Source organism: Amycolatopsis sp. NPDC104863 (assembly GCF_055582965.1).
This window is the reverse complement of record NZ_JBVJOW010000011.1, coordinates 236,137-253,169: the sequence shown is the minus strand read 5'-3', so window position 1 is coordinate 253,169 and position 17,033 is coordinate 236,137. Positions and strand designations below refer to the sequence as shown.

Below are 17,033 nucleotides of genomic sequence, written 5' to 3'. Positions count from 1 at the left end.
GGGGGGGGGGCGAGGGGGACACTCTATGTGCGGGGGGGGGGGTGATCCTCCCGGGGGGGGGGGCGGGGGAGACAAAAGCCCCCCCCCCCCTGTGGCCCCGCCTTTGATCCCATAGAGCCAAGTTCGGCCGTATCCGAGAAGCTCACATGGTGTGCGTCATCACCCACGATCCATGGCCTCCTTGTCTCTAGATACCCTCCATCGGACCTCGCGTGCAGTGTCTGTATGACCGAGGATGGAGGTATGGACGCAGCGGGAAGCGAGTGAACGAGCGATGACTACCGGTACAGCGCTAGCGGAGAAACCAGGTTTGCGACGTGAGGTCGACTTGCGGAACCCGGTAGCCGCTTGGCTGGAGTCGCGTTGTGAAAAAAGCTGCGTCGCTGACGAGATCGATGCGGGTGCCGGCATCGCGGACCTAGTTGCAACCTATGGTAAGACCGCTAGTGAACGCGCTAACAGCTATCGCTATCGATACGTAAGTCTCACATCGAGAAATGAAGTAGAACTTTTCCGGTTCCTTGTTAAGGCTAGAACAGAGCTAGAGTTGCGCGAATGGGCACCCTGGGGATGGAAATCTCTTCGCGAGAACGCCATGGCGCCGCTACTCGATAGGGGACTGATTAGATGCTCGTCTGGGAAATATGAAATTGTGGCGAAGATACCCGACCCGGGAAAAAGCATAACTGCAGTTGAACTAAAACTGCGAGACTGGCGTCGAGCTGTTGGGCAGGCGGCTCGGTATCACTTGTTTGCTCATGAAGTTTATATCGCGCTCCCGATGGCTGCTGCTGAAAAATCTATCACGGCCGCCGAAGAGCTTGGAATCGGCGTCCTTGGAATCGATGACAATCATATCGTGCGCGAACTGGCTGTGGCGGTGCCGAATCAGCCCATGGACGATTCGTCTCGAAGACTGGCTGCAGAACGATCTGTTGCGACGGGATGGGCGACTGTTAAGCGGGTTGGCGGCTCCTCTCCTAGATGATCTTGCTCCAAACCTCCAGGAATGTTCCGAGTTCAGCTGGGTCGACAATCCCGCGTAGCTTTGAGTAAAGATCCCGAGCCTCTTGAATCTTGGTTTTCATCCATTCGCGACGCTTGTTAGGTTCGAGGCTTGACAGCTCAGCTACTTGATCGCTCTTTGCTTGCATATTGTGTTGGCGCAGAGTGATCCGCTGTTCGGTCGTTGAGATCTGCGCGATGGGCCTGCCTGAAGAAAATAGATCGCGATCGTACTTTGTGTACGTTTTTGTTAGAAGTCCGGCACGTCGCAAGCGAGCATGTGTCTCGATCTTAAGGGAGTTCAGTAGATCCGGCACGTAGTAACGATCGGCGGCTTGACCGCCGCGCGTATCTTCTACCTCTTCCAAGTGGCGCGGAAGATTCTCAAGGTTTGCGGATACGCCGGTTGACCATCCCGATGCGCCTAGGCCTAGGGCTAGCAACCCAGAAACGTCCCGCCGCCCAACTATTATGGGGGATCCGATCTCTCGACAGACGGCGATCACGTCACGAATTCCCCTAAGGGTTCCCTCGTCGGCAAGAGGGGCAAATGGTACCTGTGCCGTATGCACCAGCAGGTAGACTGCTGGCAATCGTGTTGCCGTGAGTGCATTCAGTAGGTGCTCAAGTCCTGCGCCGCCGCTGAGTACGCCCGAGCCGACGGCGACCGCTGACCAGACCTCGTTCTTGTGTCCTGCTTGCTGAAGGATGTCGCGGCAGGTCTCTGCGCAAGAGAGGCTTTCGTCGATCCATTCCAGCTCCCCTGAATCTGCGAGAAAGTATGGTGAGATCACGATATCGGGTTTATTGTCGATCTGGTGCTCGATTATGCTGCGGCAGTAGTCGGCGCGGGCAGATTCCGATTCTGGAACTTCTAATATTCTCGCTCGTTGGCCATATGGCAGCCTTTTGTAGGATGAGGAACGAGCTTCGATCGGTGATCGATCCCAATATGAAACGGGATCGATCGCGAGGTTAACTTTACTGCTGGCCGCTACCTGTGCCATTACATCTATTCGTGCACTGCAGCCGGCGGCGTCGAGAATTAAGCCGCCTGTTCCGAGTTCGGCGACGAATTCCGAAGTGGCGACGTTTTTTATTTGGCCAACCGCTAGGTAGAAGCTTAAGGAGTCGGAATCGTCGTCTGAATCGTCTTCCTCCAGGGCGGTGACCGCATCTGCAACGTCTTCAAGCAGCCTCTCGGGATCGAGGTAGCGCTTGAATGGCTGTTGCTGGGTCATTTTCTCGAGAATATTCGAGAGCTTGACTGGAACGCGCGCGTTCACATCCTTCGCTTTGGGGATAGCGATTACACCTGGGGCGGACCAAAGTTCAACGCCGGTAACCTTCCCAAAGGGCTTGGAATTTGTGACTAGCCTCCATGCTAGAAGACCAATGACAAACTGGTCGGATCGCCAATCTCCACGCTGCGGTGACTTGCTGACCTGCTCCGGACTCATCCATCCAGGCGTCCCAGGAGTGGGTAGCAGGGTGTGTGTCTCATCGTCTACGTGACGAGCCATGCCGAGGTCAACGATTACAACCTCCCCCGACTCTGTAAGCATCACATTGCTCGGAGAGAGATCGCGGTGTGCTGTCTGTTCGCGCCACAATGCCGCCGCGCCTTCAATAACCTGCATCATGATAGATGCGGCAGACTTAAGATCGAATTCGTCGTTGAACTTCAACGACTTACTCAATGGTGCGCCGTCGATGTAGTCCATTTCAACATATTGAAATGAGGTGTCGTCGATCGTGACCGCATCAATCGCTCGGTACGAGACCACGTTTTTGTGGCTGACGCGTCGTAGGGCTGCGAACTCTCGCTCGGTTCTGACGACATCAGTCCGTTCTGGGTCAAGAATCTTGACTGCGAAGACGTCGTCACCACGCTGTACTTTGAACGTGCTGGCAAAGCCACCGGTCCCCAGGTGCGTCACCTCTGCGTCTGGATACAGAGTTAGGGCGATGGACTTAAGTTTCTGCGTATCAGCCGGCATGGACGCTCCCCTGATCAAGTCAGTCTGATCACCAGATCGCTCCGCCTTGTCGGCTAGTTACGCGCGTAATTCAATTGAAACAAAGAATATCGTTATGTAATCGATGTATTAATGTAACCCGAAAGATGCGTTGTTGCTAGCTGAAGAAAGGATCTTGATTGCGGGTAAGCGCGTGCCTAATTCGCATCTCGATCGAGGAATGGATGCTCATTGATTCGAGAGAAGATGGCATTACCCAATCGACAACTTTACTCTCTTCGCTGGTCTGAAGCGTTCCGCCTTTAGGGGTCGCTCGAAAGCAGATTGAGAACTCTTGCCTGACCTCGCCGTCGTCGTAAGCGATCACGTGCTTAGGGTCCGAGTACAGGCCGATCACTCCCGTGACCTCGCATTCGATGCCGGTCTCCTCGCGGACCTCCCGAACCGCCGCCTCGGCCAACGTCTCGCCGAGTTCAAGCTGGCCGCCCGGGATCGAGTAAAGGTCGTTGTCCGTGCGCCTGATCATCAAGATCCGGCCTTCGTTGTCCTGGATGAACGCCGAGACCGCTACCGCGATGCTGTTCGCCTTGGGGGCGTTCGGGTCGTTGTAGTAGTCGACTCGGGTCATGCTGCCTCCTAGAAGGTGGCCGGCTTGGCGAGGTTCCAGACTGACTCGAAGCTCTCCGAGTACGTCTCGAAGAGGTCCCCGGCGGACAGTCTCCGCAGGTGGAGGGATGGGGCGTGGGCTCCCTGGAACCCGTACACGTGCGTGTTGATGATCATCTCGTCGTCGAACCGGAAGATCGAGTTGTAGAGCGTCGTGTTGTGGAACCGCATCTCGACCCCCTCGACCCCGACCACTGGCCGGTAGGACGCCAGTGCGTTGCGGATACGTGCCGCAAGCGTCCCGTCGCCGAGCTGCTCTTCCTCGCCGCGCAAGGCGACGCTGTCACCCTCGGGGTCCCCGAACGCGAGCCGAATTCGAGCGCCGGCTGCTGCCTTGGCTGTCAGGTCCTTGATGAACCGCGGGCGTTCCACCAGGAACAATGCCGCGTGTACCAGGATCTCGACGGTCTCCGATGCATCCTTGATCAGCCGGTCCCACAGCTCGACGGGGACGGCGTTGCGGTGCGGAAAGACCTGCACAAGTTCGGCAGCGGCTATCTCGGCCTTGCGCTCCGGAGCTACCGAATCCGGCCACAGGTAGGTCTCCGACTCGCGTGCCATAGCGGCGATCTTGTGCCGGTGCTTGGGGTAGGGCGTCCTGTTCTTGGTGATCCAGCGCTCGACTGTCTTCTGGTCGACGCCGACGGCCTTGGCGACCTGCTCCAACGTCAGGCCGTTGCGCAGCAACGCGTCACGCAGGCGTTCGTTCGGCATCGGCACCCTCGGGACGTGTAGGGACGTCTTCGACGGTACCAGGGACGTCCCAAGATGTCCTGCCACGTGGTGATCACGTCCCGCGTTTTGGCGGAGTCTGAGTGTCAGGTTGCCGGGGCAGGCCCGGTGCCAGGACGCCGAGGAAGAATCCGTGACCACTGAAACCACTGTCCGCCTGGTCGGCGCGGACAAGCGGGCGGTACCTCGCCGACGTGCGGCGTAGGCGCGGCGTGGCATGCGCGACACGGTTCAGATCCACGTCACGGCTGATCTGCCGATTCGTGTCCGTGCGCTGACGTACGCAAACCGCGCGGAAGTCCGGTTCGGCAAGGCGTTCCCAGTCGTCCTGCTCGTGGACTCCGATGCCATCGCCGTACTGCAGAGGGAACTGGACGAGGTGAGCGTGGCACTGGACGCCGCAGCTGCACGGGGCGGAGAGCCGCCGCAGTAACCAACTAACAGACAACACAGAGGATTCAGCATGGCTATCGACAGGGGACACCGGTTCAGCATCGACTTCGACGACGCGTTCACGCAGGGCCTGGTGATGGTGGGGGAGGCGTCGCCGGACAACGAGTACCAGTCGCAGGAGGACAGGGCCGCCGATCGCCCGGTGCGGCAGCGGGTTGACGAGATCACGGGTAAATGGTGCTGGAAAGTGATGGTCACCGACCAGGCGGACACGAAGGCGAAGTGCGCCTCGTTCGAGATCATGCTGCTGGCCGACGTGCAGCCGGGCGAAGCTGCGACCAAGGCGGCGTGAGCGGCGTGAAGGCGTCTGGGCCGGTTCGGGATGCCGCGGCGGTCGGTGTTCTGGTCCAGACGTGGGAGTTGGCGTACCGCGACTACATGGAGGCGTGGGAGCGCGGCCGGCGGGTGTCGCCGCTCACCACGGCGAATGCGGCACGCCGGGTGTCGCAAGCCTGGTGTGAGCTTGCGCGTACGCGTGGTATGCCGTGGTGGTGCGTCGCGGCTCTGGAGTCGGCGGCCGAAGGGTTCGCCGAGCTGGCACGGGATTGGGCGAACAAGGCAGACGGTGATGGTGCTTCGGATCGACGGGTTCGGTGTGACGTGGACAGTGGGGCCACAGGACGCGGTGGTGGTGGAGGAGACTGGCCCACATCCGGCCAGTCCACCGATGCTGGTCGTGACGGGCGAAACCGTGGTTTCGCTCGTGGTGCCGAAGGATCTGGAGCAGTGGCCGGCTTGCGTGGTGTTCCTGCGCCAGCTCCGCGACGGGGTGGACGACCTGGCGGCGCTGCTGACGGCTCGCGCGGCGGCTCCGGTCGGGCCTGATGGAGTCGGTGATGGTGGTCAAGGCGCATGACGAGGTCGTGACGCTGGCCGGCGCCCGGGAGGCGGTGTTCGTGCTGCGTCCCGAGGTCGACGCGAAGACGGCGGAGTGGGTGGCGTTTCACCGGGCGAACGCGGCGATGTACGAGCGGGTCGCGGAGACCGACCAGCGTCACCACTGGGAGGCGCTGTACTGGGTCGGCTACGAAATGCGCCAGGTCGAGAAGCTGACGAGAAAGCCCGAATGGCGATCGAGTTTCGGAGAGGAACGGTGATCAGCGAGCTGGTCAAGCGTCATTCCGGCGGTGCGACGGTCGAGTGTCCGGGCTGCCCGTCCTGCCTGCGCTCAAGAAGGCAGGCATCGAGAAGCCGACGCCGGCGAGCCCGAAACCGCAGCTAGGCGTACATGGCCAACCAGATGGCAATGTAATGCGAAACCGCCGCAAGCACGGTGCAGGCATGGAAGTACTCGTGGTACCCAAAGGTATCCGGCCAGTGATTGGGCCACTTGAACCCGTAAAACGCCGCCCCCAGCGTGTAAAACAGCCCGCCCACGCACAGCAGCACCAACGCCGCGATCCCGGCATGCGAAGCCAGCTCAGGGAAGACGAAAACCGCAACCCAGCCCAAAGCGATGTAGATCGGCACCCCGACCCACCGCGGCGCGTGCGGCCACAGCATCTTCAGCGCCACGCCCAGGACCGCCCCGCCCCAGACGATCGACAGGATCACGTAACCCGTCGGCTTGGACATCGCCAGCAGGGTGAACGGGGTGTACGTGCCCGCGATGAACAGGAAGATCATCGAGTGGTCCGCGCGCTTCATCCACTTGTACGCGCGGGGGCTCCACAAACGACGGTGGTACAGCGCGCTCACGCCGAACAGGCCGAGCACCGTGAGGCCGTAGACCGACGTCGCCAGCGCCGCCACCGGGGACACTGTGGACGCCGCCAGGCTGATCAGCGCCGCCGCGGCCGCTACCGCGCCGAAGAACGTCCAGAAGTGGATGTGGCCCCTCAGGCGCGGCCGGAGGTCCACGATGGGCTCGGGTGGTTCCGTCGTCAGGCTCACCCGTCCAGGTTACGGGACCGTAGGTTCTCCAGCACTGCTCAATGCGAGTCACGCGCCTCACACCGGGTGCGTACTCTTCCTCGACGTGAGTGTTCGCTCCTTCTTGTCCGACGTCGTGTACAGCGCCTACGGCAGGCGCCTCATCCAGCAGGCCCGCGGCCGGCATCCCCGGCACATCGCCATCATGCTCGACGGCAACCGCCGGTGGGCGCGCGAAGCGGGCTTCGCGGACGTCGCGGACGGTCATCGGGCCGGCGCGAAGAAGATCGCGGACTTCCTGAGCTGGTGCCAGGAGGCCGACGTCGAGGTCGTCACCATGTGGCTGCTGTCCACCGACAACCTCAACCGCGACCCGGACGAGCTCACGCCGCTGCTGAAGATCATCACCGACGTCACCGACGAGCTCGCCGCGCCCGGGACGCCGTGGCAGCTGCGGATCGTCGGCGCGCTCGACCTGCTACCCAGCGAAGTCGCCAAGAAACTCAGTGAAGCCGCCGCGCGCACCGAAGGGCGTACCGGCATGGAGGTCAACGTCGCTGTCGGTTACGGCGGGCGCCAGGAGATCGCGGACGCCGTGCGCAAGCTGCTCCTCCAGCACGCTGACGAAGGCACGTCCATTCACGAGATGGCGAAAATCCTCGACGTCGACCACATCTCCGAGCACCTCTACACCTCGGGGCAGCCGGATCCGGACCTCATCATCCGCACTTCCGGTGAACAGCGCCTTTCCGGATTCCTGCTCTGGCAGTCCGCGCATTCGGAATTCTGGTTCACCGAAGCGTATTGGCCGGCATTCCGCCGGGTCGACTTCCTGCGGGCGATCCGCGACTACGCCTGGCGGCACCGCCGGTTCGGCTCGTAAACACGCCGAAGGGCCCCGGAGCGAGCTCCGGGGCCCTTCGAAGAGCCTGACTCAGTGGTGGTGGTGCTCCAGCGAGTGCAGCACCAGCGCCGGCGAGGTCAGCACGCCGGTGTAGGCGCCGGCGACCAGGGAGGCCGCGCCGTAGCCCAGCGCGCCGCCGCCCTCGATGAACGTGGCGTAGGCGTCGCCGAACGTCGGGTCCGGGGTGCCGCCGTGGTCGCCCGTCGCGGCGAACGCGGTGCTGCCGATCATCATGAGGCCCGCAGCGGTGGCGGCCACGAATCCAGCCTTCTTCAGCACTTCGCACACTCCTAGGTAGAACTGTTGGGATCCGGGGCACCGGAGGACCGGTGGTGTGTCCCGCAGTCAAAAAATTACTCGCTAAACGGGCGTCTCGTACGTCTTGTACGCCCATTGTGTGAGCCTGACGCAGGCGCTTTCACTCGGTACGGTTCTCTCTTGGTGGCGCAAAATGCGTCGTTGCTCCGAACGTGGTAGAACCCCGAAGCCGATTTCGTGAATACGCCGGGTCAGCAATTTTCCCAAGATCATTCCGACGTGGGTGCACCGATCGAGACGTCGGCTACACAGGGTGAATGTCACGGGACGTCGATGTCGGACGACCGACAGTGAGGTGACGATCTGGCGAATCACCGTGTTGGCTCCCTGCGCGATCCGGCATTCGTATGTACCTTCCGAGGTGAGGGCACGCGATCCGTGCGGGTCCTCGCGGGAGGCCCTGGTCGTGACGGTGATCGAGGGGGCGGCGCAGCCGCCCACGAGACGCACGAGGGGGCCGGCACCCGGCCCTCGTGGCCGCGCCACCTGACCCACCGGTCAGAGGGAGTGGTCCAGCCAGGGAGGTGCCCGGCCCAGCGAGTGCGGGCGTGAGGTGCACACGCCCTCGAGGGAGATGCCGTCGTGACTGCGCAGCGTTTGCCCCGTAAGGCCTCTGGCCGTTCTTCGACCGGTGCCGTTCCTGGCCCGGAGAAAGCCTCGACCTCGCCCGAATTCCAGCAGCACATGTACGTGCTCGACACGTCGGTCCTCCTGTCGGACCCGTGGGCGGTCACCCGCTTCGCCGAGCATGCCGTCGTGCTTCCGCTGGTCGTCATCAGTGAACTGGAGGCGAAGCGCCACCACCCGGAGCTCGGCTGGTTCGCCCGGGAGTCCCTGCGCATGCTCGACGACCTGCGCCGGCAGCACGGCAGGCTCGACGCGCCGCTCCCCATCGGGGACCACGGCGGCACGCTGCAGGTGGAGCTGAACCACTCGGACCCGACGGTGCTCCCGGTCGGGTTCCGCACCGACTCCAACGACCACCGCATCCTCGCCTGTGCGCTCAATTTGGCGGCGGAGTTCCCGGCGGTCACCCTGGTGACGAAGGACATTCCGCTGCGGGTCAAGGCGGGCGCCGTGGGCCTGGAGGCCGACGAGTACCGCGCGCAGGACGTCACGCCGTCCGGCTGGACGGGCATGGCGGACGTCGACGTCGAGCAGGACGTGCTCGACACGCTCTTCGGCGGCGGCACCGTCGACCCGGTCGAGTACGGCCTGGACGACCTCGCCGAGCTGCCCTGCCACACCGGGCTGCGGCTGCTCGCGGGCAGCTCGAGCGCGTTGGGGCGGATCACGGCGGACAAGCGCATCCGGCTGGTGCGGGGCGACCGCGAGGCGTTCGGGCTGCACGGCCGCAGCGCCGAGCAGCGCATCGCGCTCGACCTGCTGCTCGACTCCGACGTCGGCATCGTCTCGCTGGGCGGGCGTGCCGGCACCGGCAAGTCGGCGCTCGCGCTGTGCGCCGGCCTCGAGGCGGTGATGGAACGCCGTCAGCACCGCAAGGTGGTGGTGTTCCGGCCGGTCTACGCGGTCGGCGGCCAGGACCTCGGCTACCTGCCCGGGTCCGAGAGCGAGAAGATGCAGCCCTGGGCGCAGGCGGTGTTCGACACGCTCGGCGCGCTGGTCAGCCAGGACGTCCTCGACGAGGTCTTCGACCGCGGCATGCTCGAGGTGCTCCCGCTGACGCACATCCGCGGCCGGTCGCTGCACGACGCGTTCGTGATCGTCGACGAGGCGCAGTCACTGGAGCGCAACGTGCTCCTGACGGTGCTCTCGCGGCTCGGTACGGCGTCCCGGGTGGTGCTCACGCACGACGTCGCCCAGCGCGACAACCTGCGCGTCGGCCGGCACGACGGCGTCTCGGCGGTGATCGAGAAGCTGAAGGGCCACCCGCTGTTCGCGCACGTCACGCTGACCCGCTCGGAGCGCTCGCCGATCGCGGCGCTCGTCACCGAGATGCTGGAGGACCACGGCTGAGCCATCAAGCGTCCGGAGGTCACCGTGCGGGGAGTACCTCGCACGGTGACCTCAGGACGCCGCTACGAAATGCGGCTGCTCGAACGTAGAGCGCTCGTCATTTTGGGCGTTCTTCGCCGAAGATCTGGGTCACCAGGTCCTTGCTCTTGGCGGTTCGGTCCAAGGCCCACCCCTTCTTCTTCGCGAATTTTTCCGCGCGGGCGTTCACGTCGTAGAAGGCGGCCTTGATCGCGTCGCCGTCGATCTCGGCGTCGGACTCGGCAAGCCGTCTGAGCTCAAGAGGCGAGTTGACCTTCTTCCCGAGTTTCCGCGCGACGACGAGCATCGAAACGTGGAAGCGTAGGTTGGTGCGCTGGCTCGAGCTGACGGAGATCGTGCCGGACATCAGATAGCTGTCTACGAGCTTCTGTGTCCGCGCTATCCAGAGGTAGACCGGAAGGGGGATCTCGTCCGAAAATATCCTACTGTATTCGTCGTTCTTCTTCAGCAGAGAAGAGGGTCTGGCGCGAGAGTCATTCGGTTGGCTCAGTCCAATCGCCATGACCGCCTGGCCGAGCAACGGGATCGAGATGATCCGCTCGGGGCTTTTTCCGATATTGCGGTAGTAGTTCTTCCGTCGGTCGTAGTACCAGCCTGCCGATGAGAAATGAGCCTCGATCTTCCGCTGGACCTCATCAGTGGCGCGCAACGAGGCATCGGGTACGCTGGTTTGCCGGTTCGTTGCCCGGATCACCTTGTCGCTTGTGGCGTCGTCGGATGTCACAAGGATTCGGATGAGAACCGATTTATCCTGCGCTGCACGTGACTCCGGGGTCATCTTACGGAGTACTTCGTAGACGGTATAGGAGGTCTGTAGCCCGTTGACCACCTGAACGTCGTCGAGTACGAACTCCTTGCCGTTGATCGTCGCGTTGGAGCAGATGATGGTCGCGCCGTTGTTCATCCACCAGAACTCGGGACTGTCAGGGTTCTCCAGTGAGTCGCGAATCTCTTTGTTTACCTCGACATCGCCCTGGTAGTCGCGCACGTTTGATTCGAATATGTGCTTCCGCAGCTCGCCTTTTTCGTCGACCAGGAAGTTCCAGTAGTCACTCAAGTGGACCAGGGCGGCATGGCTCGAGCCTGGGCTGGCGTTCTCTTGGAAGCGTAGACGAAGACTATAGGAAGGCGACGTATTGTAGAGGTTCCAGAGTTGCTCGGCGCCCGCGAGGTCTACTTCGATCTGTGCTCCGTAGACCTTCTCGGCGATGGCTAGTCGAAGCTCTTCCATCTTGAGAAAGACGTTCTTGTTCGCGTTCTCCTGATCGCCTTTGGTTGCGTAGGTGAACCGAACGCGGACTCGAGGCTTCCTGGTGGCAAGCTTCTTCCAGGCTTGGGTGAACATTCGAATTCTGTTGACGACCTCGGGCGAGTACTGATCGAGTAACTCTTTTGTGGGAGTATCGATTTCCAGTAATTTTCTCAGCGAGGCCTGCGCCTTGTCAAAGGGGGTCTCTTCAAATGACTCCTTGTTCTTGGCCTGGATAAGCCATAGTGTTAACAATGAGTTTCTGCTGAAATCGTTGGATGACTTCGAATCGAGAAATATCTCGTCGTCTTCTGCGAGCAAGGCGTCTCCCAGGAAGACGTAGACGCCGTCGAGGCCCCCATCGCGCGAGCCACCGACGCGGCCGGACTCTACCTCGTCGGGCGAGAGGTCGTAGTCCTTCAGGATCTGCTCTGCAGCCAGTAGCTCGAACGCGATGTCTTTCGCCAAGGGGGGATTGCTGCGATTTTGGTGCTCGGCGAGTGCTTGATCCAGTAGGATCACATGGTTTTTGCTCACGCTGTTTTGCTTCTCTTCCATCTATCCGCGTAGGACTGTTGGGTCCATGTCGTAGATGGATGAACATCTGTTACCGAGGGTGGGAGAAATCCCTCGAATGGCTCAGCTGGGGCGCGTAGGCGCTTGACGGCCATGTCTGACGTCCTTTGGGAGCGGCGCGCCGAACACGCCGCTCCCAGCGCGTTACCAGCCTGAGGGGAGCGGGCGGCCCTCCGCGAAGCCCGCCGCCGACTGGACGCCCAGCAGCGCGCGCTCGTGGAACTCCTCCAGGGTGCGCGCGCCCGCGTACGTGCACGACGAGCGGACGCCCGAGCCGATCGAGTCCAGCAGGTCCTCGACACCCGGGCGGGCCGGGTCGAGGGACATCCGCGACGACGAGATGCCCTCCTCGAACAGCGCCTTCCGCGCGCGGTCGAAGACGTTGTCCGTGCGCGTCCGCGCGCCGACCGCGCGCTTCGACGCCATGCCGAACGACTCCTTGTACGGCCGGCCCTGCTCGTCGAACCGCAGGTCACCGGGGGATTCGTAGGTGCCGGCGAACCACGAGCCGACCATCGCCGCGGACGCGCCCGCGGCCAGCGCCAGCGCGACGTCGCGCGGGTGGCGGACCCCGCCGTCGGCCCAGACGTGCTTGCCCAGCTCACGCGCCGCGGCCGCGCACTCGGCGACCGCCGAGAACTGCGGGCGGCCCACGCCGGTCATCATCCGCGTGGTGCACATCGCGCCCGGCCCGACGCCGACCTTGACGACGTCGGCGCCGGCCTGGATCAGGTCGCGCGTGCCCTCGGCCGTGACGACGTTGCCGGCCACCACCGGGACCTGCGGCGACACCGACCGGACGGCCTTCAGCGCGGCGATCATCTTCTCCTGGTGCCCGTGCGCGGTGTCGACGACGAGCACGTCGACCCCCGAGCTCAGCACGGCTTCGGCCTTCGCCGCGACATCGCCGTTGACGCCGACCGCGGCCGCGACGCGCAGCTTGCCCGCGTTGTCGACGGCGGGCGTGTAGATGTCCGCGCGCAGTGCGCCGACGGCGGTCAGCACGCCCGCGAGGCGGCCGTCGGCGTCGAGGCCGAGGGCCAGCTGGGCGCCCGCGCCGTGCAGCCGTTCGAAGACCTCGCGGGCCGGAGTGTCGAGCGGGACCGCGACGCTCGCCGGCTGCGCGACGTCGGCGAGACGCGCGAAGCGGTCGACACCCGCGCAGGCCGCTTCGTCGACGATGCCGACTGGACGGCCTTCGCCGTCGACGACCACGACAGCGCCGTGAGCACGCTTGTGGACCAGGTTGAGCGCGTCAGCCACCGCGTCGCCGCCGGTGAGCACCAGCGGCGTGTCCCACACCGTGTGGCGGCTCTTCACCCAGCCGACGATCTCCGCGACGGCGGTGCCGTCCACGTCCTGCGGCAGCACCACGAGGCCGCCCCGGCGGGCGACGGTCTCGGCCATCCGGCGGCCGGCGACGGCGGTCATGTTCGCGACCACGATCGGGATCGTCGCGCCGGTGCCGTCCGCGGTGGACAGGTCGACGTCGAAGCGGGACTCCACGTCCGAACGGTTCGGCAGCAGGAACACGTCGTCGTAGGTCAGGTCGTGAGCAGGCCGGTGGCCGTCGAGGAAACGCACGAGTCCCCAGGCTACGTGGCTCGCCGGGAGACGGCGAACGCGGCCGGGCGCGTGGCAGGATCGAGGCATGAGCCGCCGGGACCGGGACACCGAGGGACGGGCACGCAACGCACGACCGCGCGACGGTCTCGGCCGCCCGCTTCCCTACGGCGAAGAGGGTGTCGAGCGCCAGCTGGAGGGCATCGCGCGGACCCCGGCGCAAACGCTTGCGGAGGCGCAGCAGCTGCTCGACGACGGCAAGCCGTTCCACGCGCACGAGGTCTTCGAGGACGCGTGGAAGACCGCGGACGGGCCCGACCGCGAGCTGTGGCGCGGGCTGGCCCAGCTCGCCGTCGGCCTGACACACGCCGCGCGCGGCAACGCGGTCGGCGCGGCGTCCCTGCTGGAGCGCGGCGGGGCGAACATCGAGCCGTTCCGGGCCGAGCCGCCGCACGGCATCAACGTCGCGGGCCTGCAGGAGTGGGCGCGAAGCCTGGCCGACGAGGCGAAGCGGCGCGTACGCGTGGAGCCGACAGCGCCGCGGCTGACGTGCTGACGGCGCTGGGCGCCGCGGTCATCGCGGCCGTCGCGTCGCTGGTCGGCGTGACGCTGGGGGCGTTGGTCGAACCGCTGAAGCTCAACGCGGCGCGGCGCGCGAAGCTGCGGCAGGACCGGGCCGACCGCTGCGGTGCGTTCATCGAGGCCGCCGCCCGGGCGCGGCAGCACCTCGTCAGCCTCAACGTCACCCACCGGCAACGGGCGACCGGCGGGGACGTCGAGATGACGCGCTACGAAGACGAGTACTACCAGGCGCGCGCGGAGATGCGCTCCCTGCTCGGGCTCCTGGTGATGAGCGGGCCGGACGAGCTGGTCGGCGCGGCCGAGGACGTCCGCCAGAAGGACATGGACCTGCACCATGTCCGGCACGAGCGGGACGAAGGCGCCGGGTTCGACCGGCTCCAGCTGCCGCCCGTCGTGCGGAAGGCCGTGACCGAGCTGGACCGGGCGATCGAGGCGTTCGCCCTCGTCGCCCGGAAGCACACGTCCTAGGGCTGGTCCCAGCCGCTCGAAGCCGCCTTCTCGGCGCCGATCGTGGTGCCTTCGCCGTGGCCCGTGTGCACCTTCGTCGCGTCCGGGAGCGTGAACAGCTTCTCCTGGATGGACTTCAGGATCGTCGGGTAGTCCGAATAGGACCGTCCGGTGGCGCCGGGGCCGCCGTGGAACAGCGTGTCGCCGGTGAACACCACGCCGAGCTTTTCGGCGTACAGGCAGACCGCGCCCGGCGCGTGGCCCGGGGTGTGGATGACGCGCAGCGCCGTTCCCGCGACGGTGATCGTCTGGCCGTCCTTCAGCTCGCCGTCCGGCGCGCGGTCCGGGTGCGTCTGGTCCCAGAGGACGCGGTCGTCCGGGTGCAGCAGGATCGGCGCGCCGGTGGCCTCGGCCAGCTCGGGGGCCGCGTTGACGTGGTCGTTGTGCGCGTGGGTGCAGACGATCGCCGCCAGTTTCCGTTCCCCGACGACGTTCTCGATCGCCTTCGCGTCGTGGGCCGCGTCGATCACGATCACCTCGGCGTCGTCGCCCACGATCCACACGTTGTTGTCGACGTCCCAGCTGCCCCCGTCGAGCTCGAAGACACCAGAAGTCACCAGGTTCTGCACGATCGCCGTCATGGGCCCGACCCTAACGGCCATCTGGCCGGTCGACGACATACCGACGGTATGCTACTTTCGAGTAGTCTTACTGCCGGTAAGTTCGAGGAGTGCCGCGATGAGCCGTGACCTGCTGGCCGAGCCGCTCAAGCTGCGCTGCGGCGCCGTCCTGCCCAACCGGCTGGTGAAGTCGGCGCTGAGCGAGCAGCTCGGCGATCGCCGGAACGCGCCCACACGCGCGCTGCACGAGCTGTACCGGACGTGGGCCCGCGGCGGCGCCGGCGCGCTGATCACCGGCAACGTCATGGTCGATCCCGCTGCTCTTGGCGAGCCCCGCAACGTCGCGGCGACGCCGGACCCGGACGTCTACCGGCCGTGGGCGAGCGCTGTCGACGGCACCGACACGCAGCTCTGGGCGCAGCTGAACCACCCGGGCCGGCAGAGCCCGCGGTACCTGTCGCGGGAGCCCGTCGCGCCGTCTGCCGTGCCCTTCGGCGATCGAGGCGTGCGTACCGCCTTCGCCGCTCCGCGCGCGCTCACGAGCGAAGAGATCGAAGCGATCATCGAACGCTTCGGCGTCGCGGCCGGCACGTTCGTCGAAGCGGGCTTCGCGGGCGTACAGATCCATGGCGCGCACGGCTACCTCGTCTCGCAGTTCCTTTCACCGCTGACGAACCTGCGCACCGACGCGTGGGGCGGCGATGCCGTCCGCCGTCGCCGGTTCCTGCTCGAGGTGGTGCGGCGCGTGCGTTCGGCGGTGGGTGACGCCGTGCCGGTGTCGGTCAAGCTCAACAGCGCGGACTTCCAGCGGGGCGGCTTCACCGAGGACGAGTCCCTGGAAGTCGTGCGTGAGCTCGGCGAGGCCGGGCTCGACCTGCTGGAGGTCTCCGGCGGCACGTACGAGAAAGCCGCGATGATGGGCTCGGGCCGAGCGAGCACTGTCGCGCGCGAAGCGTACTTCCTGGACTACGCCGCAAAGGCGCGTTCGGTGTCCGACGTCGCGCTGATGGTCACCGGCGGCTTCGCGACCCCCGGCGGCATGACCGACGCGCTGAGCTCCGGCGAGCTCGACGTCATCGGGCTCGGCCGGCCGCTCGTCGTTGATCCCGCGCTGCCGGGACGGCTGCTGGGCGGCGAAGACGTCCAGGCCGAGCGGCGGTGCCCGAAAACCGGGATCCGGCTGGCCGACAGCCTGCTGGAGATCCAGTGGCACACCCGGCAGATGCACCGGATCGCGGCCGGCAAGCCGGTCGACCGGCGCGGCGCGCTGCCGACGCTCGTGCAGTCCGCGCTGACCGACGGTGTCAACGCGTTCCGCCGCGTCCGGGGTTAGGCGGGCCGCACCCGGCGCTCGTACAGGAACGCGCCCGCGGCGAGCGCCGTGAAGAACAGGCCGATGAAGACGCAGTTGAGCGTCACCTGGCCGTACCCGAGCGCGTCCGCGTCGACGAACGGGTACGGGTAGAAGCCGGTGATCGCGCCACGCGGCAGCGTGAAGGCGAGCCAGGCCAGCGGGTAGAGCAGCGACCACCAGACCGTGCGCCAGGCCAGCGCGCCGCGCGGGCCGGCGACGAGCCAGCCCAGCACGAACAGCAGCGGCGTCACCTTGTGGAGCATGGTGTCGGAGAAGAGCTGCAGGCCGTGCAGGTCGTACAGGCCGGCGAGGGCGACCTGGTAGACGATGCCGGTCACGATGATGCCGACCAGCGCGTCGAGCCAGAGCACGGAGAACAGGCGGCCGCGCGCCACGCCGAGGGCGACCAGCGCCGAGGTGACCGTGACCAGCAGGTTCGAGTCGATAGTGAAGAAGCAGAGCAGGTTCGCCACCCGGCCGTCGGCGTCCTGGGCGGTCGCGACGACCTGGGTGACCAGGCCGGTCAGGGCGACCACGGCGGTGACCGCGAACCAGGCGCGGGTGAGCTTCTGCATTCCTTGACGATAGTCCACTGTGGACCTGATGGTGCCGGGGGGGGGGGGGGGGGGGGGGGGGGGGGGGGGGGGGGGGGGGGGGGGGGGGGGGGGGGTGTAGAGCCGCAAAGGAAAAGAAAAAA

Annotated in this window: 18 protein-coding genes and 1 pseudogene; 10 read left to right on the top strand and 9 right to left on the bottom strand. The window is 65.2% G+C overall.

Going from position 1 to position 17,033, the window contains the following annotated elements:
- Positions 1-274 precede the first annotated feature (274 nt).
- Positions 275-988, top strand: a complete 714-nt coding sequence (locus tag ACZ63J_RS44925; RefSeq protein ID WP_465402423.1) for a hypothetical protein — start codon at positions 275-277, stop codon at positions 986-988.
- On the opposite strand, the gene ACZ63J_RS44920 is transcribed toward ACZ63J_RS44925, so the two are convergent.
- The 3 genes from ACZ63J_RS44920 to ACZ63J_RS44910 all read right to left on the bottom strand — a co-directional run bounded on the left by ACZ63J_RS44920 (position 981) and on the right by ACZ63J_RS44910 (position 4,364).
- Positions 981-3,005 (bottom strand): serine/threonine-protein kinase, encoded by a 2,025-nt coding sequence (locus ACZ63J_RS44920; protein ID WP_465402424.1) that lies wholly within the window; start codon positions 3,003-3,005, stop codon positions 981-983. The two genes, ACZ63J_RS44925 and ACZ63J_RS44920, sit on opposite strands and share 8 nt — an antisense overlap.
- Before the next feature lie 136 nt (positions 3,006-3,141).
- A complete protein-coding gene (locus tag ACZ63J_RS44915) occupies positions 3,142-3,612 on the bottom strand; it encodes an NUDIX hydrolase (protein WP_465402425.1) in 471 nt (156 codons plus the stop codon).
- 8 nt (positions 3,613-3,620) lie between these two features.
- On the bottom strand, positions 3,621-4,364 hold the full coding sequence (locus ACZ63J_RS44910) for a DUF5919 domain-containing protein (protein WP_465402426.1): 744 nt from the start codon (positions 4,362-4,364) through the stop codon (positions 3,621-3,623).
- Positions 4,365-4,599: 235 nt separating this feature from the next.
- Here ACZ63J_RS44910 and ACZ63J_RS44905 point away from each other — a divergent pair, with 235 nt between their 5' ends.
- The 4 genes and pseudogenes from ACZ63J_RS44905 (at position 4,600) to ACZ63J_RS44890 (ending at position 5,932) form a co-directional block, all read left to right on the top strand.
- Positions 4,600-4,815 (top strand): hypothetical protein, encoded by a 216-nt coding sequence (locus ACZ63J_RS44905; protein ID WP_465402427.1) that lies wholly within the window; start codon positions 4,600-4,602, stop codon positions 4,813-4,815.
- Between the two features lie 30 nt (positions 4,816-4,845).
- Positions 4,846-5,100 (top strand): annotated as a pseudogene (locus tag ACZ63J_RS44900) (hypothetical protein); the annotation flags it as partial.
- A 303-nt stretch (positions 5,101-5,403) separates the two neighbouring features.
- Positions 5,404-5,691, top strand: a complete 288-nt coding sequence (locus ACZ63J_RS44895; protein ID WP_465402429.1) for a hypothetical protein — start codon at positions 5,404-5,406, stop codon at positions 5,689-5,691.
- Positions 5,672-5,932 (top strand): AMED_5909 family protein, encoded by a 261-nt coding sequence (locus tag ACZ63J_RS44890; RefSeq protein ID WP_465402431.1) that lies wholly within the window; start codon positions 5,672-5,674, stop codon positions 5,930-5,932. Before ACZ63J_RS44895 ends, ACZ63J_RS44890 begins: the two co-directional genes overlap by 20 nt.
- Before the next feature lie 121 nt (positions 5,933-6,053).
- Here ACZ63J_RS44890 and trhA read toward each other — a convergent pair whose 3' ends face one another.
- Entirely contained in the window at positions 6,054-6,695 is a 642-nt protein-coding gene (gene trhA, locus ACZ63J_RS44885; protein WP_465402732.1) for a PAQR family membrane homeostasis protein TrhA, read from the bottom strand.
- A gap of 118 nt (positions 6,696-6,813) precedes the next feature.
- Here trhA and ACZ63J_RS44880 point away from each other — a divergent pair, with 118 nt between their 5' ends.
- On the top strand, positions 6,814-7,590 hold the full coding sequence (locus tag ACZ63J_RS44880) for an isoprenyl transferase (RefSeq protein WP_465336133.1): 777 nt from the start codon (positions 6,814-6,816) through the stop codon (positions 7,588-7,590).
- Positions 7,591-7,641: 51 nt separating this feature from the next.
- Here ACZ63J_RS44880 and ACZ63J_RS44875 read toward each other — a convergent pair whose 3' ends face one another.
- Positions 7,642-7,869, bottom strand: coding sequence for a hypothetical protein (locus ACZ63J_RS44875; protein WP_465302688.1), 228 nt, complete (start codon positions 7,867-7,869; stop codon positions 7,642-7,644).
- A gap of 744 nt (positions 7,870-8,613) precedes the next feature.
- Here ACZ63J_RS44875 and ACZ63J_RS44870 point away from each other — a divergent pair.
- A complete protein-coding gene (locus tag ACZ63J_RS44870) occupies positions 8,614-9,906 on the top strand; it encodes a PhoH family protein (RefSeq protein ID WP_465302690.1) in 1,293 nt (430 codons plus the stop codon).
- Between the two features lie 97 nt (positions 9,907-10,003).
- Here ACZ63J_RS44870 and ACZ63J_RS44865 read toward each other — a convergent pair whose 3' ends face one another.
- A complete protein-coding gene (locus tag ACZ63J_RS44865; RefSeq protein WP_465402433.1) occupies positions 10,004-11,752 on the bottom strand; it encodes an AIPR family protein in 1,749 nt (582 codons plus the stop codon).
- A 162-nt stretch (positions 11,753-11,914) separates the two neighbouring features.
- On the bottom strand, positions 11,915-13,354 hold the full coding sequence (guaB1, locus tag ACZ63J_RS44860; RefSeq protein ID WP_465402435.1) for a GMP reductase: 1,440 nt from the start codon (positions 13,352-13,354) through the stop codon (positions 11,915-11,917).
- 67 nt (positions 13,355-13,421) lie between these two features.
- On the opposite strand from guaB1, the gene ACZ63J_RS44855 reads away from it, so the two are divergent.
- Entirely contained in the window at positions 13,422-13,889 is a 468-nt protein-coding gene (locus ACZ63J_RS44855; RefSeq protein ID WP_465402437.1) for a DUF309 domain-containing protein, read from the top strand.
- On the top strand, positions 13,883-14,383 hold the full coding sequence (locus ACZ63J_RS44850; RefSeq protein ID WP_465402438.1) for a hypothetical protein: 501 nt from the start codon (positions 13,883-13,885) through the stop codon (positions 14,381-14,383). The genes ACZ63J_RS44855 and ACZ63J_RS44850 overlap by 7 nt, the downstream gene beginning before the upstream one ends.
- Here the strand turns inward: ACZ63J_RS44850 and ACZ63J_RS44845 are convergent.
- Entirely contained in the window at positions 14,380-15,003 is a 624-nt protein-coding gene (locus ACZ63J_RS44845; protein ID WP_465402440.1) for an MBL fold metallo-hydrolase, read from the bottom strand. The two genes, ACZ63J_RS44850 and ACZ63J_RS44845, sit on opposite strands and share 4 nt — an antisense overlap.
- Before the next feature lie 97 nt (positions 15,004-15,100).
- Between ACZ63J_RS44845 and ACZ63J_RS44840 the strand changes: the two genes are divergently transcribed.
- Positions 15,101-16,315 carry an NADH:flavin oxidoreductase/NADH oxidase family protein gene (locus ACZ63J_RS44840; protein ID WP_465402442.1) on the top strand — a complete coding sequence of 405 codons (1,215 nt, stop codon included), beginning with the start codon at positions 15,101-15,103 and terminating at the stop codon, positions 16,313-16,315.
- On the opposite strand, the gene ACZ63J_RS44835 is transcribed toward ACZ63J_RS44840, so the two are convergent.
- The gene (locus tag ACZ63J_RS44835) at positions 16,312-16,911 is read right to left on the bottom strand and encodes a Pr6Pr family membrane protein (protein WP_465402444.1); all 600 of its coding nucleotides are present in this window, start codon (positions 16,909-16,911) and stop codon (positions 16,312-16,314) included. The genes ACZ63J_RS44840 and ACZ63J_RS44835 overlap by 4 nt on opposite strands.
- Positions 16,912-17,033 lie beyond the last annotated feature (122 nt).

Excerpts from the sequence above, each read along its gene's own strand:
- ACZ63J_RS44835 (WP_465402444.1), bottom strand. The coding sequence starts at position 16,911 with ATGCAGAAGCTCACCCGCGCCTGGTTCGCGGTCACCGCCGTGGTCGCC.
- ACZ63J_RS44865 (WP_465402433.1), bottom strand. The coding sequence starts at position 11,752 with ATGGAAGAGAAGCAAAACAGCGTGAGCAAAAACCATGTGATCCTACTG.
- ACZ63J_RS44845 (WP_465402440.1), bottom strand. The coding sequence starts at position 15,003 with ATGACGGCGATCGTGCAGAACCTGGTGACTTCTGGTGTCTTCGAGCTC.
- ACZ63J_RS44890 (WP_465402431.1), top strand. The coding sequence starts at position 5,672 with ATGGTGGTCAAGGCGCATGACGAGGTCGTGACGCTGGCCGGCGCCCGG.
- ACZ63J_RS44920 (WP_465402424.1), bottom strand. The coding sequence starts at position 3,005 with ATGCCGGCTGATACGCAGAAACTTAAGTCCATCGCCCTAACTCTGTAT.
- ACZ63J_RS44895 (WP_465402429.1), top strand. The coding sequence starts at position 5,404 with ATGGTGCTTCGGATCGACGGGTTCGGTGTGACGTGGACAGTGGGGCCA.
- ACZ63J_RS44915 (WP_465402425.1), bottom strand. The coding sequence starts at position 3,612 with ATGACCCGAGTCGACTACTACAACGACCCGAACGCCCCCAAGGCGAAC.
- ACZ63J_RS44905 (WP_465402427.1), top strand. The coding sequence starts at position 4,600 with ATGCGCGACACGGTTCAGATCCACGTCACGGCTGATCTGCCGATTCGT.
- ACZ63J_RS44870 (WP_465302690.1), top strand. The coding sequence starts at position 8,614 with ATGTACGTGCTCGACACGTCGGTCCTCCTGTCGGACCCGTGGGCGGTC.
- ACZ63J_RS44855 (WP_465402437.1), top strand. The coding sequence starts at position 13,422 with ATGAGCCGCCGGGACCGGGACACCGAGGGACGGGCACGCAACGCACGA.
- ACZ63J_RS44925 (WP_465402423.1), top strand. The coding sequence starts at position 275 with ATGACTACCGGTACAGCGCTAGCGGAGAAACCAGGTTTGCGACGTGAG.
- ACZ63J_RS44840 (WP_465402442.1), top strand. The coding sequence starts at position 15,101 with ATGAGCCGTGACCTGCTGGCCGAGCCGCTCAAGCTGCGCTGCGGCGCC.
- ACZ63J_RS44910 (WP_465402426.1), bottom strand. The coding sequence starts at position 4,364 with ATGCCGAACGAACGCCTGCGTGACGCGTTGCTGCGCAACGGCCTGACG.